Origin of the sequence: Streptomyces yokosukanensis (assembly GCF_001514035.1) — a bacterium.
Classification (GTDB): domain Bacteria; phylum Actinomycetota; class Actinomycetes; order Streptomycetales; family Streptomycetaceae; genus Streptomyces; species Streptomyces yokosukanensis.
Genome location: NZ_KQ948211.1, coordinates 377,672 through 394,831, shown reverse-complemented (window position 1 = coordinate 394,831; position 17,160 = coordinate 377,672). Strand labels below are relative to the sequence as shown.

The following is a 17,160-nucleotide window of genomic DNA, read 5'->3' as shown; positions in this document are numbered from 1 at the left end:
TCTACTCGACTCCCCTGATCCGGCCGACCAGCACCGCCCCCGCCAGTCCGATCGCCGCCGCCACCAGGTACAGCACCCGGTAGCCGCCCAGATAGGTGACGATCGGCGCGGCGAGCGCGGGGGCCGCGACCTGGGGCAGGGCGTTGGCCACGTTGATCACGCCGAGGTCCTTGCCCCGGTCGAGCGCCTTCGGCAGGACGTCCGTCATCAGCGCGAAGTCGACGGAGGTGAACACACCGAAGCCGACACCGAGGACGGCCGACGCCACGATCGCGCCGGTCCAGGTCTGCCAGCCGGCCAGGGCCGCCGTCGCCACCGCCATCAGCACGCCCGACCAGACGACGAAGGGCTTGCGCCGGCCGGCCCGGTCCGACCACACCCCGCCCACCACGACGGTCGCCGTCAGCGTCAGGCTGTTGACGGCGGTCAGGATCAGCACGCCCTGGTCGGGGTCGTGGTGGTGGAGGCGGTCGCGCAGGTAGTAGAGGAGGTACAGCAGCACCAGCGAGTTGCTGAGGTTGATCAGGAACCGGGTCAGCCAGGCCCAGCCCAGATCCGGGTGGCGCCGCGGACTCAGCCAGAAGCCCGCCAGGAAGCCGCGCCAGGACCAGGGCGGCCGGTCCTGCGCCGCCAGCCGTAGATCCGGGTACCGCAGGACGTACGGCAGCACCCCCGCCACCGTGCACACCGCGCACGCCGCGTACCCCGCGCCGATCCCGCCCGCCGCCGTGGCCAGGCCCGTGCCGCCGACCACGCCCAGGATCTGCGCCGCCCCCAACCAGCCGCCCACCGCGCCCCGTTGGCGCCTCGGCACCCGGTCCGGGACGGCCGCCGTCACCGCCGCGAACGCCGCGTTCAGCGTGAGCTGCACCAGGCACCAGGCCGCCGCCATGGACCACACCCCGCCCGCCCGGGCGAGCAGCAGCAGGGACAGCGCGCCGCCCGCCGCCCCGGCCACGATCCACGGGGTACGGCGGCCCCGGCGGGATGTCGTCCGGTCGGACAGGGCGCCGAAGAAGGGGTTCGCGAGCAGCGAGACCATCGCGCCGGCGCCGGTCACCCAGGCCAGCATCGTCTCCTTGGACATTCCGGCGCCGGGCGCGAAGTCCTTCGCCTGGGAGGCGAGCAGGATCTGCAGCGGCCCGAACCAGCCGACCCAGATCGCCCCGTTGGCCAGCGAGAGCGCCGCCGTCCAGCCCCGGCCGACCCGTTCGACCGGTTCCGCGAGGGCGGCGGCCGGACCACCGGCCGCGCTCATCCCCGTTCCGTCATCCCTGGGCCCGGAGCATGTCCCGGAACCAGTGGTAGGAGGCCTTCGGGGTGCGCTCCAGCGTCGTGTAGTCCACGTGCACCAGGCCGAAGCGGCGCGCATAGCCCTCGGCCCACTCGAAGTTGTCCAGCAGGGACCACACGAAGTAGCCGCGCACGTCCACCCCGGACTCCAGCGCCGTGTGCAGGGCGCGGACATGGGCGTCCAGGTAGGCGATGCGGTCCTGGTCGTCGATGCCCTCGTACGAGCAGCCGTTCTCGGTGATGACGAGCGGCGGGAGCCGGTCGCCGTAGCGGTCGCGGAAGCCGGTCAGCAGCTCGGTCAGCCCCTCCGGGACGACCGGCCAGCCGAAGTCGGTCCTCGGCCTGCCCTCGATCTCCCGCACCGAGAAGGGGAGTTCCGCGGGGAGGGTCAGTCCGCCGTACTCGCTGTCCGCGCCGCCGGGCGCGCCCACCCTGGTCGGCGCGTAGTAGTTGACGCCGTACCAGTCGACGGGCTCGGCGATGACCTTGAGGTCGGCGGCCACGTCGCCGGGCATCAGCTCGGCCGTGCCGTCGGGGTATTCGCCGAGGATGACCGGTTCGGCGAACAGGCGGTTGAGCAGGAGGTCGTAGAAGCCGGCCGCCGCCACGTCCGCCGGTTCGGCGGAGGCGGGCCAGGTGGGCCCGTGGGAGTTGGCGATGCCGATGTCGCTCGCACCGGCCGCGCGCAGGGCCTGTACCGCGAGACCGTGGGCGAGGAGCTGGTGGTGGGCGACGGGAAGCGCGTCGAAGAGGAGCTGCCTGCCGGGGGCGTGGGCGCCGATGGCGTGGCCCAGGAGGGTGTGCTCGGCGGGCTCGTTGAGGGTGATCCACTTCGGTACGCGGTCGCCGAGCCGTTCGGCCACCACGGACACGTACTCGGCGAACCGGGCCGCCGTGTCCCGCCGGAGCCAGTCCAGCGGGGCGGGCAGGTCCCAGTGGAAGAGGGTGGGCACGGGCCGTACGCCCGCCGCGCACACCTCGTCCACCAGGCGGTCGTAGAAGTCCAGGCCGCCGGGGGAGTTCACCCGGGGCCAGGAGATCGAGAAGCGGTAGGCGTCCACGCCGAGGCCGGCGAGGAGGGCCACGTCCTCGCGGTAGCGGTGGTAGTGGTCGCAGGCCACCGCCGCCGTCGAACCGTCCTTCACCCGCCCCGGCTCGGCCGTGAACACGTCCCACACGGAACGCTCGCGCTCCTCGGCCGCCCCCTCGATCTGATGGGCGGAGGTCGAGACACCCCACAGGAAGCCGTCCGGGAAGCGGGGTATCGGATCGCCTGCGTCAGTCGCCATGGCCGGGATCATCCTTACCCCCGGTAACGGAAGTCAATGCCCCGGCGGCGACCGGCTTCTACGCGCCTTCCTTCAGCACCCGGGACACCAACTCCCGTTCGTCCTCGGTGAGTCGGGGATCGGCCGCGTGCACCGTGCGGCCGTCCACGCTGATCTCGTACCGGAAGCCGTCCGGGACCCCGGCCGGCGGGGTGCCTCGGCCGGACGCGAGGACGCGTTCGGCCAAGGCCTGCCATGCGGGGGCGTCGGGCCGGGCCGAGGTGTCCACCTCGGCCCGGCGCTCGATCCCCGCGAATCCGCCCGTGCGCCGCACTTGAATACGCATGGGTCCCTGTCTAGTACGGAATCAGCTCGTCGGCACCCCGACCTGCGCCCAGGCGTCGAGAACGGCCTTCGCCTCCTCGCCCTCGCCGTAACGGGACTTGGCCGCGGCGGCCGTGAGCCTGGCGAAGGCCGCGAAGTCCGCGTCGGACGCCAGCTCGCCGCCCGTGAGCGTGTCGTACCAGATCTGCCCGGCCTTCTCCCAGGAGTGCCCGCCGATCGCCGTGGCGACCAGGTAGAAGGCGTGGTTGGGGATGCCGGAGTTGATGTGCACGCCGCCGTTGTCCTGGCTGGTGCGGACGTAGTGGTCCATGGTCGCCGGCTGCGGGTCCTTGCCCAGGTTCGGGTCGTCGTACGCCGTGCCCGGGGCCTTCATCGAGCGCAGTGCGGTGCCGTGGACGCCCGGGGCGAGCAGCCCCGAGCCGATCAGCCAGTCGGCCTGATCGGTGCTCTGGCCGAGGGCGTACTGCTTGATGAGGGAGCCGAAGACGTCGGAGACCGACTCGTTGAGCGCGCCGGACTGGCCGTAGTACTCCAGGTTCGCGGTGTACTGGGTGACGCCGTGGGTCAGCTCGTGCCCGATCACGTCGACGGGGATCGTGAAGTCGAGGAACGTGGTGCCGTCGCCGTCGCCGAACACCATCTGATCGCCGTTCCAGAAGGCGTTGTCGTAGTTCTCGCCGTAGTGGACGGACGCGTTCAGCGCCAGTCCGTTGCCGTCGATGGAGTGCCGGCCGTAGGCCTTCAGGTACAGCTCGAAGGTGGCGCCGAGGCCCGCGTGCGCGCGGTTCACGGTCGCGTCCTTGGCGGGCTTGTCGTCCTCGGCGTGCACCTTCCTCCCCGGCAGGTCCTCCTGGTGCCCGGCGTCGAAGACGGTGCGGTCGGGCCGGTCCGACGGCTTGCCGGCCGGTGCGGCGGTGGTGCGGACGGCGGTGATCCTGCGCCGGGTGCGCTGGGCCGCGTCGCGCTCCAGGGTGCGCAGCGCGGGCTCGGCGACGGCGGGGTCCTCGTGCCGGGCGAGCCGGTCGAGGACGTGCGGCGGCACGATCGTGCAGAAGACGGGCTCGAAGCCCCCGTGAGTCGTCATGCCCCGCACCATCGCATTGCGTGATCTAGATGTCACTAGCTGCCACCATGATTGGTGAAATACCGGGACAGGGAGCGCAACGCTCCGTGACGGTGTGGTAGGGCAATGTGGCATGGGGCACTTTTTGTCCCATTTGTCCCTCGGTCCCGCATACTGGGACACGCCCCCGCGTCCCGGGTGGCTCGGCTAGGCTGCGGAGCATCATGCGTTACGGGCTGCTTCTCCTTAGCTGCCGCGGCGAGGGCCTGTAGGAAAGGCCGACTCCCTCCCCGCGGAGCTTGGTGTTGCGTCGTCGGCCGTCCACCGGACCCGCGTATCCGCGGAACATTCGAGGAGCCCACGCACTCATGGCGAACCGCCAGCAGCCCAGCAGCATGCCGATCCACAAGTACGGCCGGTACGAGCAGGTCGACATCCCGGACCGCACGTGGCCTCAAGCGCGCATCACCGCCGCCCCCCGCTGGCTCTCCACCGACCTGCGCGACGGCAACCAGGCCCTGATCGACCCCATGTCGCCCGAGCGCAAGCGCCGGATGTTCGACCAGCTGGTCAAGATGGGCTACAAGGAGATCGAGGTCGGCTTCCCCGCCTCCGGCCAGACCGACTTCGACTTCGTGCGCTCGATCATCGAGGAAGAGGGCGCGATCCCGGACGACGTCACGATCTCCGTGCTGACCCAGGCCCGCGAGGACCTGATCGAGCGGACCGTGGAGTCGCTGAAGGGCGCCAAGCGCGCCACCGTGCACCTCTACAACGCCACGGCCCCGGTCTTCAGGCGCGTGGTCTTCCGCGGCTCCAAGGACGACATCAAGCAGATCGCCGTCGACGGCACCCGCCTGGTGGTGGAGTACGCCGAGAAGCTGCTGGGCCCCGAGACCGAGTTCGGCTACCAGTACAGCCCCGAGATCTTCACCGACACCGAGCTGGACTTCGCGCTGGAGGTCTGCGAGGCGGTCATGGACGTCTGGCAGCCCGGACCGGGCCGCGAGATCATCCTCAACCTGCCCGCCACGGTGGAGCGTTCGACCCCGTCCACGCACGCCGACCGCTTCGAGTGGATGCACCGCAACCTGACGCGCCGCGAGCACGTCGTCCTGTCGATCCACCCGCACAACGACCGCGGTACGGCCGTGGCGGCGGCCGAGCTGGCGCTGATGGCAGGCGCCGACCGCGTCGAGGGCTGTCTGTTCGGGCAGGGCGAGCGCACCGGCAACGTCGACCTGGTCACCCTGGGCATGAACCTGTTCTCGCAGGGCGTCGACCCGCAGATCGACTTCTCCGACATCGACGAGATCCGCCGGGTGTGGGAGTACTGCAACCAGATGGAGGTCCACCCGCGCCACCCGTACGTGGGCGACCTGGTCTACACGTCCTTCTCCGGCTCCCACCAGGACGCCATCAAGAAGGGCTTCGACACCATGGAGGCCGACGCCAGGGCCAAGGGCGTCAGCGTCGACGACATCGAGTGGGCGGTGCCGTACCTGCCGATCGACCCGAAGGACGTCGGCCGCTCCTACGAGGCCGTCATCCGCGTCAACTCGCAGTCCGGCAAGGGCGGTATCTCCTACGTCCTGAAGAACGACCACAAGCTGGACCTGCCGCGCCGGATGCAGATCGAGTTCTCCCGGCTCATCCAGGCGAAGACGGACGCCGAGGGCGGCGAGATCACCCCGAAGGAGATCTGGGCGGTCTTCCAGGACGAGTACCTGCCGAACCCGGACAACCCGTGGGGCCGCATCCAGGTCAGGACGGGCCAGTCGACCACGGACACGGACGGGGTCGACACCCTGACCGTCGAGGCCACCGTCGACGGCCGGGACACCGTCCTGACCGGCTCCGGCAACGGTCCGATCTCGGCCTTCTTCGACGCACTGCAGTCCGTCGGCGTCGACGTACGCCTCCTGGACTACCAGGAGCACACGATGAGTGAGGGCGCCTCCGCGCAGGCCGCCTCCTACATCGAATGCGCGATCGACGACAAGATCCTGTGGGGGATCGGCATCGACGCGAACACGACGCGTGCGTCGCTGAAGGCGGTCGTCTCCGCGGTGAACCGCGCCGCCCGCTGACCCCCCTGACCGGGCCTTTCGGTGCCCTGACCGCTGTATACGGCGGTCAGGGCACCGTCGGTTATCGGCCACCGCGCCGCCGAGGTCACGGAAAGGTCTCGTACGAGGTACTGACTCAGCCTCCGTGATGTGGCTAACATCACGCCAGCGCGGCGATGTTGCCGTGCGGTTACGGAGGTGCGACGTGCTGCCAGTACGGGGACGAGACGGCCGTGCCGCCAAGGCTGTGCACATCCTGCGCATCCGCACCGCGTGGACTCCCGTCGGGGACGGCGAGTTCTACTGCCCGGGCTGCGGAGGCGACCGCAACTACCAGCGGCTCACCGGACGCCGCCGGCTCACCCTGCTCGGCGTGCCGCTGCTGCCGCGCGGGACCGCGGGGCCGGTCGTGGAGTGCGCCGCCTGCCGCGGGCACTACGGCACCGACGTCCTCGACCACCCCACCACCCGCCGCTTCTCGGCGATGCTCCGCGACGCCGTGCACACCGTCGCCCTCGCCGTGCTCGCCGCGGGCGGCGCCTCCTCCCGAACGGCCCTGGAGACGGCCGCCGGTGCCGTGCGCGGGGCCGGGTTCGACGGCTGCACCGAGGAGCAGCTGGCCGCCCTGGTCGAGGCGCTCGCCGCCGACACCGGCCGGGTGCTCGGCGGGGAGTGCGGCACGAGCCTGACGATAGAGCTGCACGAGGCCCTGGACCCGCTCGCCCCGCACCTCGCGCCGGCCGGCCGCGAGTCCCTGCTGCTCCAGGCCGCCCGCATCGCCCTCGCCGACGGTCCCTACACGCCCGCCGAACGCGACGCCCTCGCCACCGTCGGCGCGGCGCTGACGATCTGCGCCGACGACGTGACCCGGCTGCTGGCCGCCGCCCGCACGCCCTCCTGACCCGCCCTCCCGTCCTGAACCGCCCTCCCGTCCTGCCCCGCCGTCCCCGGCGCTCGGCCCTCAGCGGCGGATGAGCCCGAGATCCGCGGCGGTGGCGACGGCGGCGGTGCGCGAGTCGACGCCGAGCTTGGCGTAGACACGGGCCAGATGGGACTTGACCGTGCCCTCGGTGAGGTGGAGCCGCCGGCCGACGGCCTGATTGGACAGCCCCTCGGCGACCAGGGCGAGGACTTCGGTCTCGCGCCGGGTCAGCGAAGTGCCGGGCGCGCGCAGCCGGTTCATGAGCCGGTCCGCGACCGCGGGCGCGAGCGCGGTGCGTCCGGTGGCGGCCGTCCGCACGGCGGCGGCCAGCTCCTCCGGCGGGGCGTCCTTGAGGAGGTAGCCGGTGGCGCCGGCCTCGATGGCCGGGAGGGTGTCGGCGTCGGAGTCGTAGGTGGTGACGATCACGACGCGGGGGGCGCCCGGCCGCGCCGTGATCGCGGCGGTGGCCTCGGCGCCGCCCATCCCCTTGCCGAACTGCAGGTCCATCAGCACGACGTCGATGTCGCCCCGGGCGGCACGGGCGACGGCGTCCTCGGCGGTGGCGGCCTCGGCGACCACGACGAGCCCCGGCTCGGTCTCCAGAACGGCCCGCAGCCCGGCCCGCACCACGGGATGGTCATCGGCGAGCAGCAGCCGTACGGGCTGGTCGGTCATGAACGGGCCTCGGTGTCGACGGGCGGGGACGGACGGGGCGTGGCGCCGCCGGGCGGGGGCGGGTGGCTCGGGGACTCGGCGGGCAGGGGGAGGCGGGCGGTCAGGGTGGTGCCGCGGCCCGGGGCGGAGTCGACGGCCAGGGTGCCGCCGAGCGCGCGCAGGCGGGCGTGCATGGCCGCCAGCCCGAAGCCGCCCGTCTCCGGGTCGGGCACGGGCAGCCGGGTGGGGTCGAACCCGGCCCCGTCGTCGACGACGGTGAGGGTGACCCGGTCGCCCCGGCGGCCGAGCGTGATGTCCACGGTGGTGGCCCGCGCGTGCCGGACGGTGTTGGCGAGGGCGGACTGGGCGATGCGCAGCAGGGCCACCTCGTGCGCGGTCGGCAGGGGCAGATCGACCGGACGGCCGCCGAGGCGGAAGCGGGCGGTGAGCCGGTGCCGGGTGCTCGTGGTGGCGCACAGGCGTTCCAGCGCGTCCGCCAGCGTCGTGCCCTCCAGGGCGGGCGGGGCGAGCGCGGCGACGAAACGGCGGGCCTCGGCGAGGTTGTCGACCGCGGCCTGGCGGGCCTGGCCGACGAGGCGCGCGGCGTTCTCCGGGGTCCCCGGCAGGTTCCGCTCGGCGGCGCGCAGCAGCAGCTGGATGCTGGACAGCCCCTGGGCGAGCGTGTCGTGGATCTCGCGGGCCAGCCGTTCCCGCTCGGCCAGCACCCCGGCGGTGTGCTGGGCCTCGGCCAGATCCGCCCGGGTGGCGGTGAGTTCCTCGATCAGCCGGCGGCGCTGTTCGCTCTCCCGGTACAGCGCCTGGTACCCCCACACCACCGCGACCGCGACGGCGGCCCCGAGCCCCGGTCCGATCGCCATGGCCGCACTGAAGGAGCCCTGATGGGCGGCGAACGCGGTGACGGCGGCCAGCGCGGTCGCGGCCACGGCGGCCGGTCCGGCCCGGCGCGGCAGCAGATGCAGCTGGAGGAAGTAGAGCGGGAAGGCCACCCACACCCCGTCGGCGGACAGCGCCAGCAGCACCAGCCACACCGCGCCGACGGCGGCCAGCCACCAGGCGGCGGCCCGCCGGTCCGCGCGGATCCGGGGCAGCAGCGGACCCGCCGCGTACGCCAGCCCGCACCCGGCCGCCACGGCGACGATCGCCGTGGCATGGGGCAGGGGGCCGGTCACGGCCCGCACAGCGGCCAGCGCGAGCAGGCCGGCGACCAGCAGATGCAGGCACCAGGACAGGGCCCGGGTGGTCGGGATCGGGGCGGGGGCGGCGGTCGTCACAGGCTTTCCAGGGTGTCCACAGTCCTTACAGCCTAAAGAAGGCGTCCGCGGCGCGGCCTCTGCCGAAAGTTGCAATCCGTGCGCCGCCCTTCGACCCGCGAAGTGCCCTCCGCCGCCAGATGCCGAAACGGGGCACGGGCGGCCACGGTGGAGACACACCGCGTCCACCACCGTGAGACATCTCGAGAGAGCAGCCGAAGCCGTGTTCGTCGCCTGGAGAGACCTGAGGTTCGCCAAAGGCAGGTTCGCCCTGATGGGGGCCGTCATCACCCTGATCACCCTGATGGTCGGGCTGCTGTCCGGACTGACCGCCGGTCTCGGCCGGCAGAACGTCTCCGCGATCACCGGCCTGCCCGCCGACCGGATCGCCTTCGAGGCCCCGGCCGGCGGGCAGAGCCTGTCCTACGCCGACTCCACCGTCACTGCCGCGCAGTGGCGCCGGTGGGCCGAGGTGCCCGGAGTCACCCGCGCCGAGCCCCTCGGCATCACCACCACCAAGGCCGTCGCGGGCGACCGGAGCACCGGTGTCTCCGCCTTCGGCGTCCGGCCCGGCTCGCACCTGGCCCCCGACGGCGGCAGGATCCGCGGACACGCGGCCGTGCTGTCCGCCACGGCCGCCGACGACCTCGGTCTCCGGCCGGGCGGCAGCTTCACCCTGGCCGGCCGGACGATGTCGGTGGCGGCCGTCCGGGGGGACGCCTCCTTCAGCCACACCCCCGTGATCTGGACCAGCCTCGACGCCTGGCAGCAGGTGGCGCCCCCGCAGGGCGCCGACGCCGGTCCGACCGCGACCGTGATCGCCCTGGACACCACATCGGGCGCCGATGTCGCAGCCGCCGACCGGGCCGCCGGCACCAGGACGGTCGGCAGGGACGACTCGCTGTCCGCGATCGGCTCCTACCCCTCCGAGAACGGCTCCCTGCAGCTGATGCGCGGCTTCCTGTTCGCGATCTCCGCCCTGGTCGTCGGCGCCTTCTTCACCGTCTGGACCATCCAGCGCAGCGGCGACATCGCCGTCCTCAAGGCGCTCGGCGCCTCCACCGCGCACCTGATCGGGGACGCCCTCGGCCAGGCCGCCGTCCTCCTCGTCGCCGGTACCGCCCTCGGCACCGGCACCGCCGCCGCTCTCGGCGCGCTGGTCGTGCGCGGCGCGGTGCCGTTCCTGCTGACCCCCGCAACCGTCCTCGTCCCCGCCGCGGTGATGATCCTGATCGGCGCGCTCGGGGCCGCTCTGTCCGTCCGCCGCATCACCTCCGTGGACCCGCTGACCGCCCTGGGGAGCGCCCGATGAGCCTGCACCTGTCCGGCATCACCCTCACCTACCCCGACGGCGAGCACCGGCTGACCGCCCTCGACCAGGTCACCCTGGACGTGCCCAGGGGCACGCTGACCGCCGTGGTCGGCCCCTCCGGCTCCGGGAAGTCCAGCCTCCTCGCCGTCGCCGCCACCCTCGTCACCCCCGATGCCGGCACCGTCACCGTGGACGGCGTCACCACGACCGGGATGAGTCGCGGGGAGCTGACCGAACTGCGCCGCCACAGGATCGGCATCGTCTTCCAGCAGCCCCATCTGCTGCCCTCCCTCACCGCGGCCGAGCAGCTGCAGCTCATGGCCCGGATCGACGGGCGCTCACCGGCGAAGGCCCGCGGCCGGGCCAGGGAACTGCTGGACGCCGTGGGCCTCGCCGCCGAGGCCGGCCGGCGCCCCCACCAGCTCTCCGGCGGGCAGCGCCAGCGGGTCGGCATCGCCCGCGCCCTGATGAACGACCCCACCCTCCTCCTGGTCGACGAACCCACCAGCGCCCTCGACCACGAACGCGGCGCCGCCGTCATCGACCTGATCACCCGTCTGACCCATGAGCGGGCCACCGCCACCGTCCTGGTCACACACGACCGCACCCACCTGAAGGGCGCCGACCGGATCGCCGAAGTCCGCGACGGGCGGCTCACGGTGCCCGTCACGGCCCCCTGACCGGCACCTCATCGAGGGGGGCGCAGGGCGATTTCCGCGCTGTCGGCACGGGCGTGTGATTGCGAGGCTCGGCCGGTGGTTGCGGAGAACATGAGCGGATGACGCCGCGCCACCGCACCCTGCTCACCGCCCTCGCCCTCCTCACCTCGCTCACCGCCCGGATGCCCGCACACGCGGATCCCACGCGAGCGAACTCGGCCCCCACGCCCCCGGCCCACACGGGCAGCGCGAACGGTCGCGCGGCCCCGGGCAGTACCGCGACCGGCCGGGCCGGCCCGCAGCACGCGGGCGGCGCGGCCGGTCGAGCGCGCACCGGCTGCGCCTCCTCGCTGCCGTACGTCTCCGGCCAGGGCGGCTACGCCACCTACCGGATCCCGGCCGTCGTGACGACCCGGCACGGCACCGTCCTGGCCTTCGCCGAGGGGCGGCGCAATGGTGTCGACGACACCGGAGACATCGATGTCGTGCTGCGCCGCTCCTCGGACGGCGGCTGCACCTGGGGCCCGCTGACGGTGGTGGCCGCCGGGCACGGGAACACCCGGGGCAACCCGGCGCCGGTCGTGGACCCGCGCACCGGTGCCGTCGTCCTGGTCACCTGCGGCAACAGCGGCTCGGTGACCGAGACGCAGATCATGCGCGGCGAGGTCACGGCCGAGCAGGGGCGGCGGGTGTTCGTGCAGAGCAGCCGGGACGACGGCCGTCACTTCTCCCGGCCGGTGGACATCACGGCGCAGGTCAAGCGGCCCGACTGGCGCTGGTACGCGACGGGGCCCGGCCATGCGGTGGCCCTGACCCGGGGCCCGCACGCCGGCCGGCTGCTCGTCCCGGCCAACCACTCCGCCGCCCCGCGCGCCGGCTCCTCCGACAGCGGCCGGGAGTCGAAGTACTACGGCGGTCACGCCTTCTACAGCGACGACGACGGCTGCACCTGGCACCTCGGTTTCGCCGACGACCGCTACGACGGCAAGACCAGCGCCAACGAGACGAGCGCCACCCAACTCGCCGACGGCCGCGTCTACTTCAGCGCCCGCAACCAGAGCGGCAGAGCGACCGGGCACCGCATCGACGGCTACTCCTCCGACGGCGGCGCCACCCTCAACCGCCCCTACGCCGTCCAGTCCACCCTGGACGACGTCCCCGTGGTCCAGGGCAGTGTCCTGCAACTCCAGGGCGCCGGGGCCCCGTTGCTGTTCTCGGGCCCCTCCGTGCCCACCGCCCGCCGCGCCATGGCGGTCTGGTCCAGCGAGGACTTCGGGCACACCTTCACCAAGCTGCGCACCCTCTCGCGCCGCCCGGCCGCCTACTCCGACCTCGTCCAGCTCGGCCACGCCACGGTGGGCGTCCTCTACGAGACGGGCGCCCACAGCTACGACACCCTGGAATTCCGCCGGCTGAACCTGTCCTAGGGCCTCGCCGGACAGGCCCTAGAGCAGGCCCGCCGCCGCCAAGAACTTGCAGACCCTCTCGACCTCGTCGCCGGACAGCGGCACCTGGGGCTCGGCCGTCATCGGGCAGTCGATGACGCCGCGCAGATGCAGCGCGGCCTTGAACGCGCCCAGCGCCGAGGAGCTGGCGCCCATCCGCGCCGGGTCGCCGACCGCGACCATCCCGAACAGCGCGCACAGCCGCTCCTGTTCGTCCCGCGCGCCCTCCCAGTCGCCCGCCCGGCACATCCGGTACAGCCGGACGTACCCGTGCGGGTCGACGTTGGCCAGCCCCGGCACGGCCCCGTCGGCGCCCAGCGCCAGCGCGGAGTCCGTGACCAGCTCGGAGCCGGTCAGCACGCTGAACCCGGGGTGCGTACGGGCGCCGGTGACGATCTCGCGGAAGGCGCCGAGGTCCCCGCTGGAGTCCTTGACCCCGGCCAGTACCCGGTCGGCGGCCAGCCCCAGGACCAGATCGGCGGGGAGCTTGGTGTGCACGGCGACGGGGATGTCGTAGGCGATGACCGGCACCTCGCTCGCGGCGGCGATCCGGCGGTAGTGGTGCACGATCTCGGAGCGGTGGGTGCGGGCGTAGAAGGGCGCGGTGACGACGACGGCCTGCGCGCCGGCCGCCGTCACGGCCGCGACATGGTCCAGGACGCGCGGCGTGGTCATGTCGATGGCGCCGGCGATGACCGGCAGCTGCCCGGCGACGTGCGCGGTCACCGCCGCCACCACCTGGCTGCGTTGACGATCCGTCAGGAACGCCGCCTCGGACGTCGAACCGAGCAGGAACAGCCCGTGCGACCCGCCCTCCACCAGATGGTCGACCAGCCGGAGCAGCGAGGGGACGTCCACCTCGCGCTCCGGCGTCAGGGGGGTGCAGACGGGCGGGACGACACCGGTGAGCGGGGCGGGGAACGGCATTCAGGGCTCCTGGCGTGCTAGGTCGCGAGTCGGCTGGTCCTCCTCCACAGGATGGTGACAGCGGTAGCGGTGTCCGGGCCGTGACGCGGCCGAGAAGTCGGGCATCGCCTCGGCACACAGGTGATCCGCCTTCCAGCAGCGGGTGCGGAACGGGCAGCCGCTCGGCGGCCGGGTCGCCGACGGCACCGGCCCGGTCAGCGGGATCGGGTCGATGGGGTCGAGCAGGCCGGGCGTGGCGGAGAACAGGGCGCGGGTGTACGGATGCCGGGCGGCGTCGGTGACCCGGTCGGCCGGGGTCTCCTCCACGATCCGGCCCAGATACATGGTGATCACCCGGTCGCTCATCCGCCGCACCGTCTGGATGTCGTGCGAGACGAACACCAGGGCCAGGCCCAGGCGTTCCTTCAGGTCCAGCAGGAGGTTCAGGATCTGGGCGCGGACCGACACGTCCAGGGCGCTGGTCGGCTCGTCGGCGACGACCAGCGCCGGGTCCAGGGCGAGCGCGCGGGCGATCGCGACGCGCTGGCGCTGCCCGCCGGAGAGCTGGCCGGGCAGCGCGTCGGCCAGCGCCCGGGGAAGGCCGACCAGGGACATCAACTCCCGCACCCGGTCGGCGCGTTCGGCCCCGCTGCCCCGGCCGTGGACGTCCAGCGGGTCGCGCAGGATCCGGTGCACCGCGAGCCGCCGGTTCAGCGCGGTCGACGGGTCCTGGAAGATCATCCCGACGCCCGCGCCGAGCGTGGCCCGGCGTTCGCCGGGAGGCATCGCCCACAGGTCACGGCCCTGGAACGCCACCGAGCCCGACACCGGCCGCTGGATGCCCACCAGCACGCGCGCCAGCGTCGACTTCCCGCACCCCGACTCGCCGACCACGCCCACCGTCTCCCCGGCGGCCACGGCGAGATCGGCGCCGGTGAGGGCGTACACCCGGTCGCGCCTCAGCAACCCGCCGCTGCGGGCCCTGTGCACCACATGCGCGTCCCGCACCTCGACGACAGCGGTCACTGCAGCGCCTCCTCGCTCTCCACGGACACCGCGGGATGGTGGCAGGCGGCCGTGTGGGTGGCCGTACCGGTGAGGACGGGTGCGCTGTCGTGGCACACCTGGGTGGCCAGCGGGCAGCGGTCGGCGAAGCGGCAGCCCGCCGGGAAGTCGGCCGGGGACGGTACGACTCCCCTGATCTGCGTCATGCGTTCGTCGGCCGACTCCAGCGACAGCACGCTGCCGAGCAGCCCGCGCGTGTAGTGGTGGGCCGGCGCCGCCACCAGGTCGGCGGTCACCCCGCTCTCCACGATCTGCCCGCCGTACATCACCGCCACCCGGTCGGTGATGTCGGCGATCAGCGCCAGATCGTGCGAGACGAGGATCAGCGCGAAGCCCAGCTCCTCGCGCAGCCGCAGCAGCAGCTCCATCACCTGGGCCTGCACGGTCACGTCCAGGGCGGTCGTCGGCTCGTCGGCGACGATCAGCCGTGGCTCGCGGGAGAGGGCCATGGCGATGAGCACCCGCTGGCGCTGCCCGCCGGACAGTTCGTGCGGATAGCTGCGCAGGGTGCGCTCCGGGTCCAGCCCGACCAACGACAGCAGCTCGCGCGGGCTGCGGCGGCCACCGCGCCGGACGAGCTGCTTCAGCTGGGCGCGGATGGTCATCGCCGGGTTCAGCGAGGACAGGGCGTCCTGGTAGACCATCGCCATCTCGTGCCCGAGCAGCCTCCGCCGGGCCCGCATCGGCTCGGCGAGCAGCTCCCGCTGCCGGAACCGCACCTGGCCGCCGATGCGCGCGCCCCGCGGCTGGAGCCCCATCACGGTGAGCGCGGTCAGCGACTTCCCGCACCCCGACTCGCCCACCAGCCCCAGCACTTCACCGGGGTACACGTCGAAGCCGACCCCGGCGACGATGTCCACGCCCCGGTGCCGGTCCGGGAAGCCGATGGTGAGGTTCTCCACGGCGAGCACCGGCTGTCCGCCGCGGTCGGGCAGCGGCCGGGCCCGGGACCGCAGCCGCTGGGCGGCCTGTGCCAGTCCGGGCAGCGCCAGCACCTCGCCGCCGCCGGGCTCCGGCGTCTGAAGCCGGTCCTCCGGGGGAGCCTCCACCTCGCGTGCGGCCGGTGCCGCCCAGGCGTCGGACACGCCCTCGGAGAGGATGTTCAGCGACAGCACGGTCAGCAGGATCAGCAGTCCGGGGAAGACGGTCGCCCACCAGCCGCCGGTCAGCACCATGTTCTTGCCGTCGGCGATGACGCTGCCCCAGGAGGGGTCCGGCGGGCGCACCCCGGCGCCGATGAAGGACAGCGAGGCCTCGAACACGATCGCCTCGGCGACCTGCACCGTGCAGAACACCAGCACCGGGGCGGCGCAGTTGACGGCGACGTGCCGCAGCACGATGTGCGGGGTACGGGCGCCGATCACCCGTTCCGCCGTGACGTAGTCCTCGCCGTACTGGTCGAGGACGTTCGCCCGCACGACCCGGGCCACCGGCGGTGTGAACAGGAAGGCGATCGCGCAGATCAGCACCCCGATGCCGCCGCCGAACACGGCGACCAGCACGGCCGCGAGCGCGATCCCCGGGAACGCCATGACGACGTCCAGGCAGCGCATCAGCGTCTCGTCGACGCCCTTGCGGGAGGTGGCCGCGATCGCCCCGAGGACGGCGCCCACGAGAAGGGCGAGCGCGGTGGCGCCGAGCCCGATCGCGAGCGACCACCGGGCGCCGTACATCAGCCGGCTCAGGACGTCCCGGCCGAGGCTGTCCTGTCCGAGCCAGTGCGCCGTCGACGGATGCCCGCTGTCGCCGACCGGGTCCTGCTGGTCGAGCGGATCGTGCGGGGCGAGGACCGGGGCGAGTACGGCGACCAGCACCACCACGGCCAGGAAGCAGACGGCGATCTTGGACAGCAGTGGCAGCCGGCGCCAGCCGCGCAGCCGGACGCCGGGCCGGGACAGCCGCTCGACAAGGCGTGCGCGCGTGACCATCAGGCCGCCCTCAGACGTGGGTTGACCAGCAGATACAGGATGTCGATGACGAGGTTGACGATGACGAACCCGGTGGCCGTGGTCAGGACCACCCCCTGGACGACGGCCGGGTCGCCGTTCTGCACGGCGTCGATCATCAGCTTGCCCATGCCGGGCAGCGAGAAGATGGTCTCGATGACGACGGCGCCGCCGAGGAGGTAGCCGACCCGCAGTCCGAGCACCGTCAGCGGGTTGACCAGCGCGTTCCTGAGGACGTTGCGTCCGACGACCACCAGGGGCGGCAGCCCGCTGCCGATCGCGGTGCGCACGTAGTCCTTGTCCAGCTCCTCCACCACCGAGGTCCGCACGATCCGGGTGAGCTGGGCGGCCACCGGCAGGGAGAGGGCGAAGGCGGGCAGCGCCATGGTCTTCAGCCAGCCGGTGACCGAGTCGGCCGGGTTGATGTAGCCGCCGGTCGGGAACCAGCCCCGGTCCACCGCCAGGTACTGGATCATCAGCAGCGCCAGCCAGAACCCGGGCGCGGCCACCCCGATCAGCGAGACGACCCGGATGGCCTGGTCCGGGATCCGGTCCCGGTACACGGCCGCCGTGACCCCGCCGGCCAGCGCCAGCACGACCGCGACGGCGAGACCGAGAAAGGTCAGCTGGAGGGTGAGCGGCAGCGCGGTGGTGACCTGGTCGACGACCGGGGCGCGGGTCAGGGCGCTGGTGCCGAGGTCGCCGTGGAGGAGGTTGCCGACGAAGTGGACGTAGCGCAGCGGGAACGGGTCGAGCAGGCCGTTGCGCTCCCGGAAGTCGTGCAGCTGCCGCGGGGTGGGGTTCGCGCCCTGGAAGAACGCGGACGCCGGGTCGACGTCAGAGAAGCGCATCACCAGGAACACGAACAGCACGATCCCGAGCAGCAGCGGCACGAGCAGGGCGAGACGGCGGAGCAGGATCCGTACGACGGCCGTCATGCCG

15 protein-coding genes are annotated in these 17,160 nt (G+C 73.0%); 5 read left to right on the top strand and 10 right to left on the bottom strand.

The annotated features are described in order from the left end of the window. Window position 1 precedes the first annotated feature (1 nt). The 4 genes from AQI95_RS17315 to AQI95_RS17300 are packed head-to-tail and all read right to left on the bottom strand — an operon-like array spanning window position 2 to window position 3,990. Window positions 2-1,258, bottom strand: coding sequence for an MFS transporter (locus AQI95_RS17315; protein WP_067123853.1), 1,257 nt, complete (start codon window positions 1,256-1,258; stop codon window positions 2-4). 10 nt (window positions 1,259-1,268) lie between these two features. Further along, entirely contained in the window at window positions 1,269-2,582 is a 1,314-nt protein-coding gene (locus AQI95_RS17310; RefSeq protein ID WP_067123851.1) for a GH1 family beta-glucosidase, read from the bottom strand. A 58-nt stretch (window positions 2,583-2,640) separates the two neighbouring features. Next, complete coding sequence (locus AQI95_RS17305) at window positions 2,641-2,907, bottom strand: protealysin inhibitor emfourin (RefSeq protein WP_067123849.1); 267 nt, start codon at window positions 2,905-2,907, stop codon at window positions 2,641-2,643. A gap of 21 nt (window positions 2,908-2,928) precedes the next feature. Next, window positions 2,929-3,990: a M4 family metallopeptidase gene (locus AQI95_RS17300; RefSeq protein ID WP_067123847.1), complete on the bottom strand. Its 1,062-nt coding sequence runs from the start codon at window positions 3,988-3,990 to the stop codon at window positions 2,929-2,931. A 347-nt stretch (window positions 3,991-4,337) separates the two neighbouring features. Here AQI95_RS17300 and leuA point away from each other — a divergent pair, with 347 nt between their 5' ends. After that, entirely contained in the window at window positions 4,338-6,059 is a 1,722-nt protein-coding gene (leuA, locus tag AQI95_RS17295) for a 2-isopropylmalate synthase (RefSeq protein WP_067123845.1), read from the top strand. Window positions 6,060-6,243: 184 nt separating this feature from the next. Further along, window positions 6,244-6,939: a TerB family tellurite resistance protein gene (locus tag AQI95_RS17290; RefSeq protein ID WP_067123843.1), complete on the top strand. Its 696-nt coding sequence runs from the start codon at window positions 6,244-6,246 to the stop codon at window positions 6,937-6,939. 60 nt (window positions 6,940-6,999) lie between these two features. Here the strand turns inward: AQI95_RS17290 and AQI95_RS17285 are convergent, their stop codons facing one another. Together AQI95_RS17285 and AQI95_RS17280 are read right to left on the bottom strand one after the other, a co-directional pair. Further along, window positions 7,000-7,635 (bottom strand): response regulator, encoded by a 636-nt coding sequence (locus AQI95_RS17285; RefSeq protein WP_067123840.1) that lies wholly within the window; start codon window positions 7,633-7,635, stop codon window positions 7,000-7,002. Then, complete coding sequence (locus AQI95_RS17280) at window positions 7,632-8,906, bottom strand: sensor histidine kinase (RefSeq protein WP_067123838.1); 1,275 nt, start codon at window positions 8,904-8,906, stop codon at window positions 7,632-7,634. The genes AQI95_RS17285 and AQI95_RS17280 overlap by 4 nt, the downstream gene beginning before the upstream one ends. Window positions 8,907-9,108: 202 nt before the next feature. Between AQI95_RS17280 and AQI95_RS17275 the strand changes: the two genes are divergently transcribed. The 3 genes from AQI95_RS17275 (at window position 9,109) to AQI95_RS17265 (ending at window position 12,283) form a co-directional block, all read left to right on the top strand. Further along, complete coding sequence (locus tag AQI95_RS17275) at window positions 9,109-10,197, top strand: ABC transporter permease (protein ID WP_067123836.1); 1,089 nt, start codon at window positions 9,109-9,111, stop codon at window positions 10,195-10,197. Then, window positions 10,194-10,877: an ABC transporter ATP-binding protein gene (locus tag AQI95_RS17270; RefSeq protein ID WP_067123834.1), complete on the top strand. Its 684-nt coding sequence runs from the start codon at window positions 10,194-10,196 to the stop codon at window positions 10,875-10,877. The genes AQI95_RS17275 and AQI95_RS17270 overlap by 4 nt, the downstream gene beginning before the upstream one ends. Window positions 10,878-10,975: 98 nt before the next feature. Then, entirely contained in the window at window positions 10,976-12,283 is a 1,308-nt protein-coding gene (locus AQI95_RS17265) for a sialidase family protein (RefSeq protein ID WP_244188761.1), read from the top strand. A gap of 18 nt (window positions 12,284-12,301) precedes the next feature. On the opposite strand, the gene AQI95_RS17260 is transcribed toward AQI95_RS17265, so the two are convergent. From AQI95_RS17260 to AQI95_RS17245, 4 genes are read right to left on the bottom strand one after another with little or no spacing between them, the layout of a single operon-like run. Continuing rightward, the gene (locus AQI95_RS17260; RefSeq protein ID WP_067123832.1) at window positions 12,302-13,228 is read right to left on the bottom strand and encodes a dihydrodipicolinate synthase family protein; all 927 of its coding nucleotides are present in this window, start codon (window positions 13,226-13,228) and stop codon (window positions 12,302-12,304) included. Further along, on the bottom strand, window positions 13,229-14,233 hold the full coding sequence (locus AQI95_RS17255) for an oligopeptide/dipeptide ABC transporter ATP-binding protein (protein ID WP_067123830.1): 1,005 nt from the start codon (window positions 14,231-14,233) through the stop codon (window positions 13,229-13,231). Continuing rightward, on the bottom strand, window positions 14,230-16,200 hold the full coding sequence (locus AQI95_RS17250; RefSeq protein WP_067123828.1) for a dipeptide/oligopeptide/nickel ABC transporter permease/ATP-binding protein: 1,971 nt from the start codon (window positions 16,198-16,200) through the stop codon (window positions 14,230-14,232). Before AQI95_RS17250 ends, AQI95_RS17255 begins: the two co-directional genes overlap by 4 nt. Beyond that, window positions 16,200-17,156 (bottom strand): ABC transporter permease, encoded by a 957-nt coding sequence (locus AQI95_RS17245; RefSeq protein WP_067123826.1) that lies wholly within the window; start codon window positions 17,154-17,156, stop codon window positions 16,200-16,202. The genes AQI95_RS17250 and AQI95_RS17245 overlap by 1 nt, the downstream gene beginning before the upstream one ends. Between the last annotated feature and the right edge of the window lie 4 nt (window positions 17,157-17,160).

Excerpts from the sequence above, each read along its gene's own strand:
- AQI95_RS17270 (WP_067123834.1), top strand. The coding sequence starts at position 10,194 with ATGAGCCTGCACCTGTCCGGCATCACCCTCACCTACCCCGACGGCGAG.
- AQI95_RS17260 (WP_067123832.1), bottom strand. The coding sequence starts at position 13,228 with ATGCCGTTCCCCGCCCCGCTCACCGGTGTCGTCCCGCCCGTCTGCACC.
- AQI95_RS17265 (WP_244188761.1), top strand. The coding sequence starts at position 10,976 with ATGACGCCGCGCCACCGCACCCTGCTCACCGCCCTCGCCCTCCTCACC.
- leuA (WP_067123845.1), top strand. The coding sequence starts at position 4,338 with ATGGCGAACCGCCAGCAGCCCAGCAGCATGCCGATCCACAAGTACGGC.
- AQI95_RS17310 (WP_067123851.1), bottom strand. The coding sequence starts at position 2,582 with ATGGCGACTGACGCAGGCGATCCGATACCCCGCTTCCCGGACGGCTTC.
- AQI95_RS17250 (WP_067123828.1), bottom strand. The coding sequence starts at position 16,200 with ATGGTCACGCGCGCACGCCTTGTCGAGCGGCTGTCCCGGCCCGGCGTC.
- AQI95_RS17245 (WP_067123826.1), bottom strand. The coding sequence starts at position 17,156 with ATGACGGCCGTCGTACGGATCCTGCTCCGCCGTCTCGCCCTGCTCGTG.
- AQI95_RS17300 (WP_067123847.1), bottom strand. The coding sequence starts at position 3,990 with ATGACGACTCACGGGGGCTTCGAGCCCGTCTTCTGCACGATCGTGCCG.
- AQI95_RS17285 (WP_067123840.1), bottom strand. The coding sequence starts at position 7,635 with ATGACCGACCAGCCCGTACGGCTGCTGCTCGCCGATGACCATCCCGTG.
- AQI95_RS17315 (WP_067123853.1), bottom strand. The coding sequence starts at position 1,258 with ATGAGCGCGGCCGGTGGTCCGGCCGCCGCCCTCGCGGAACCGGTCGAA.
- AQI95_RS17305 (WP_067123849.1), bottom strand. The coding sequence starts at position 2,907 with ATGCGTATTCAAGTGCGGCGCACGGGCGGATTCGCGGGGATCGAGCGC.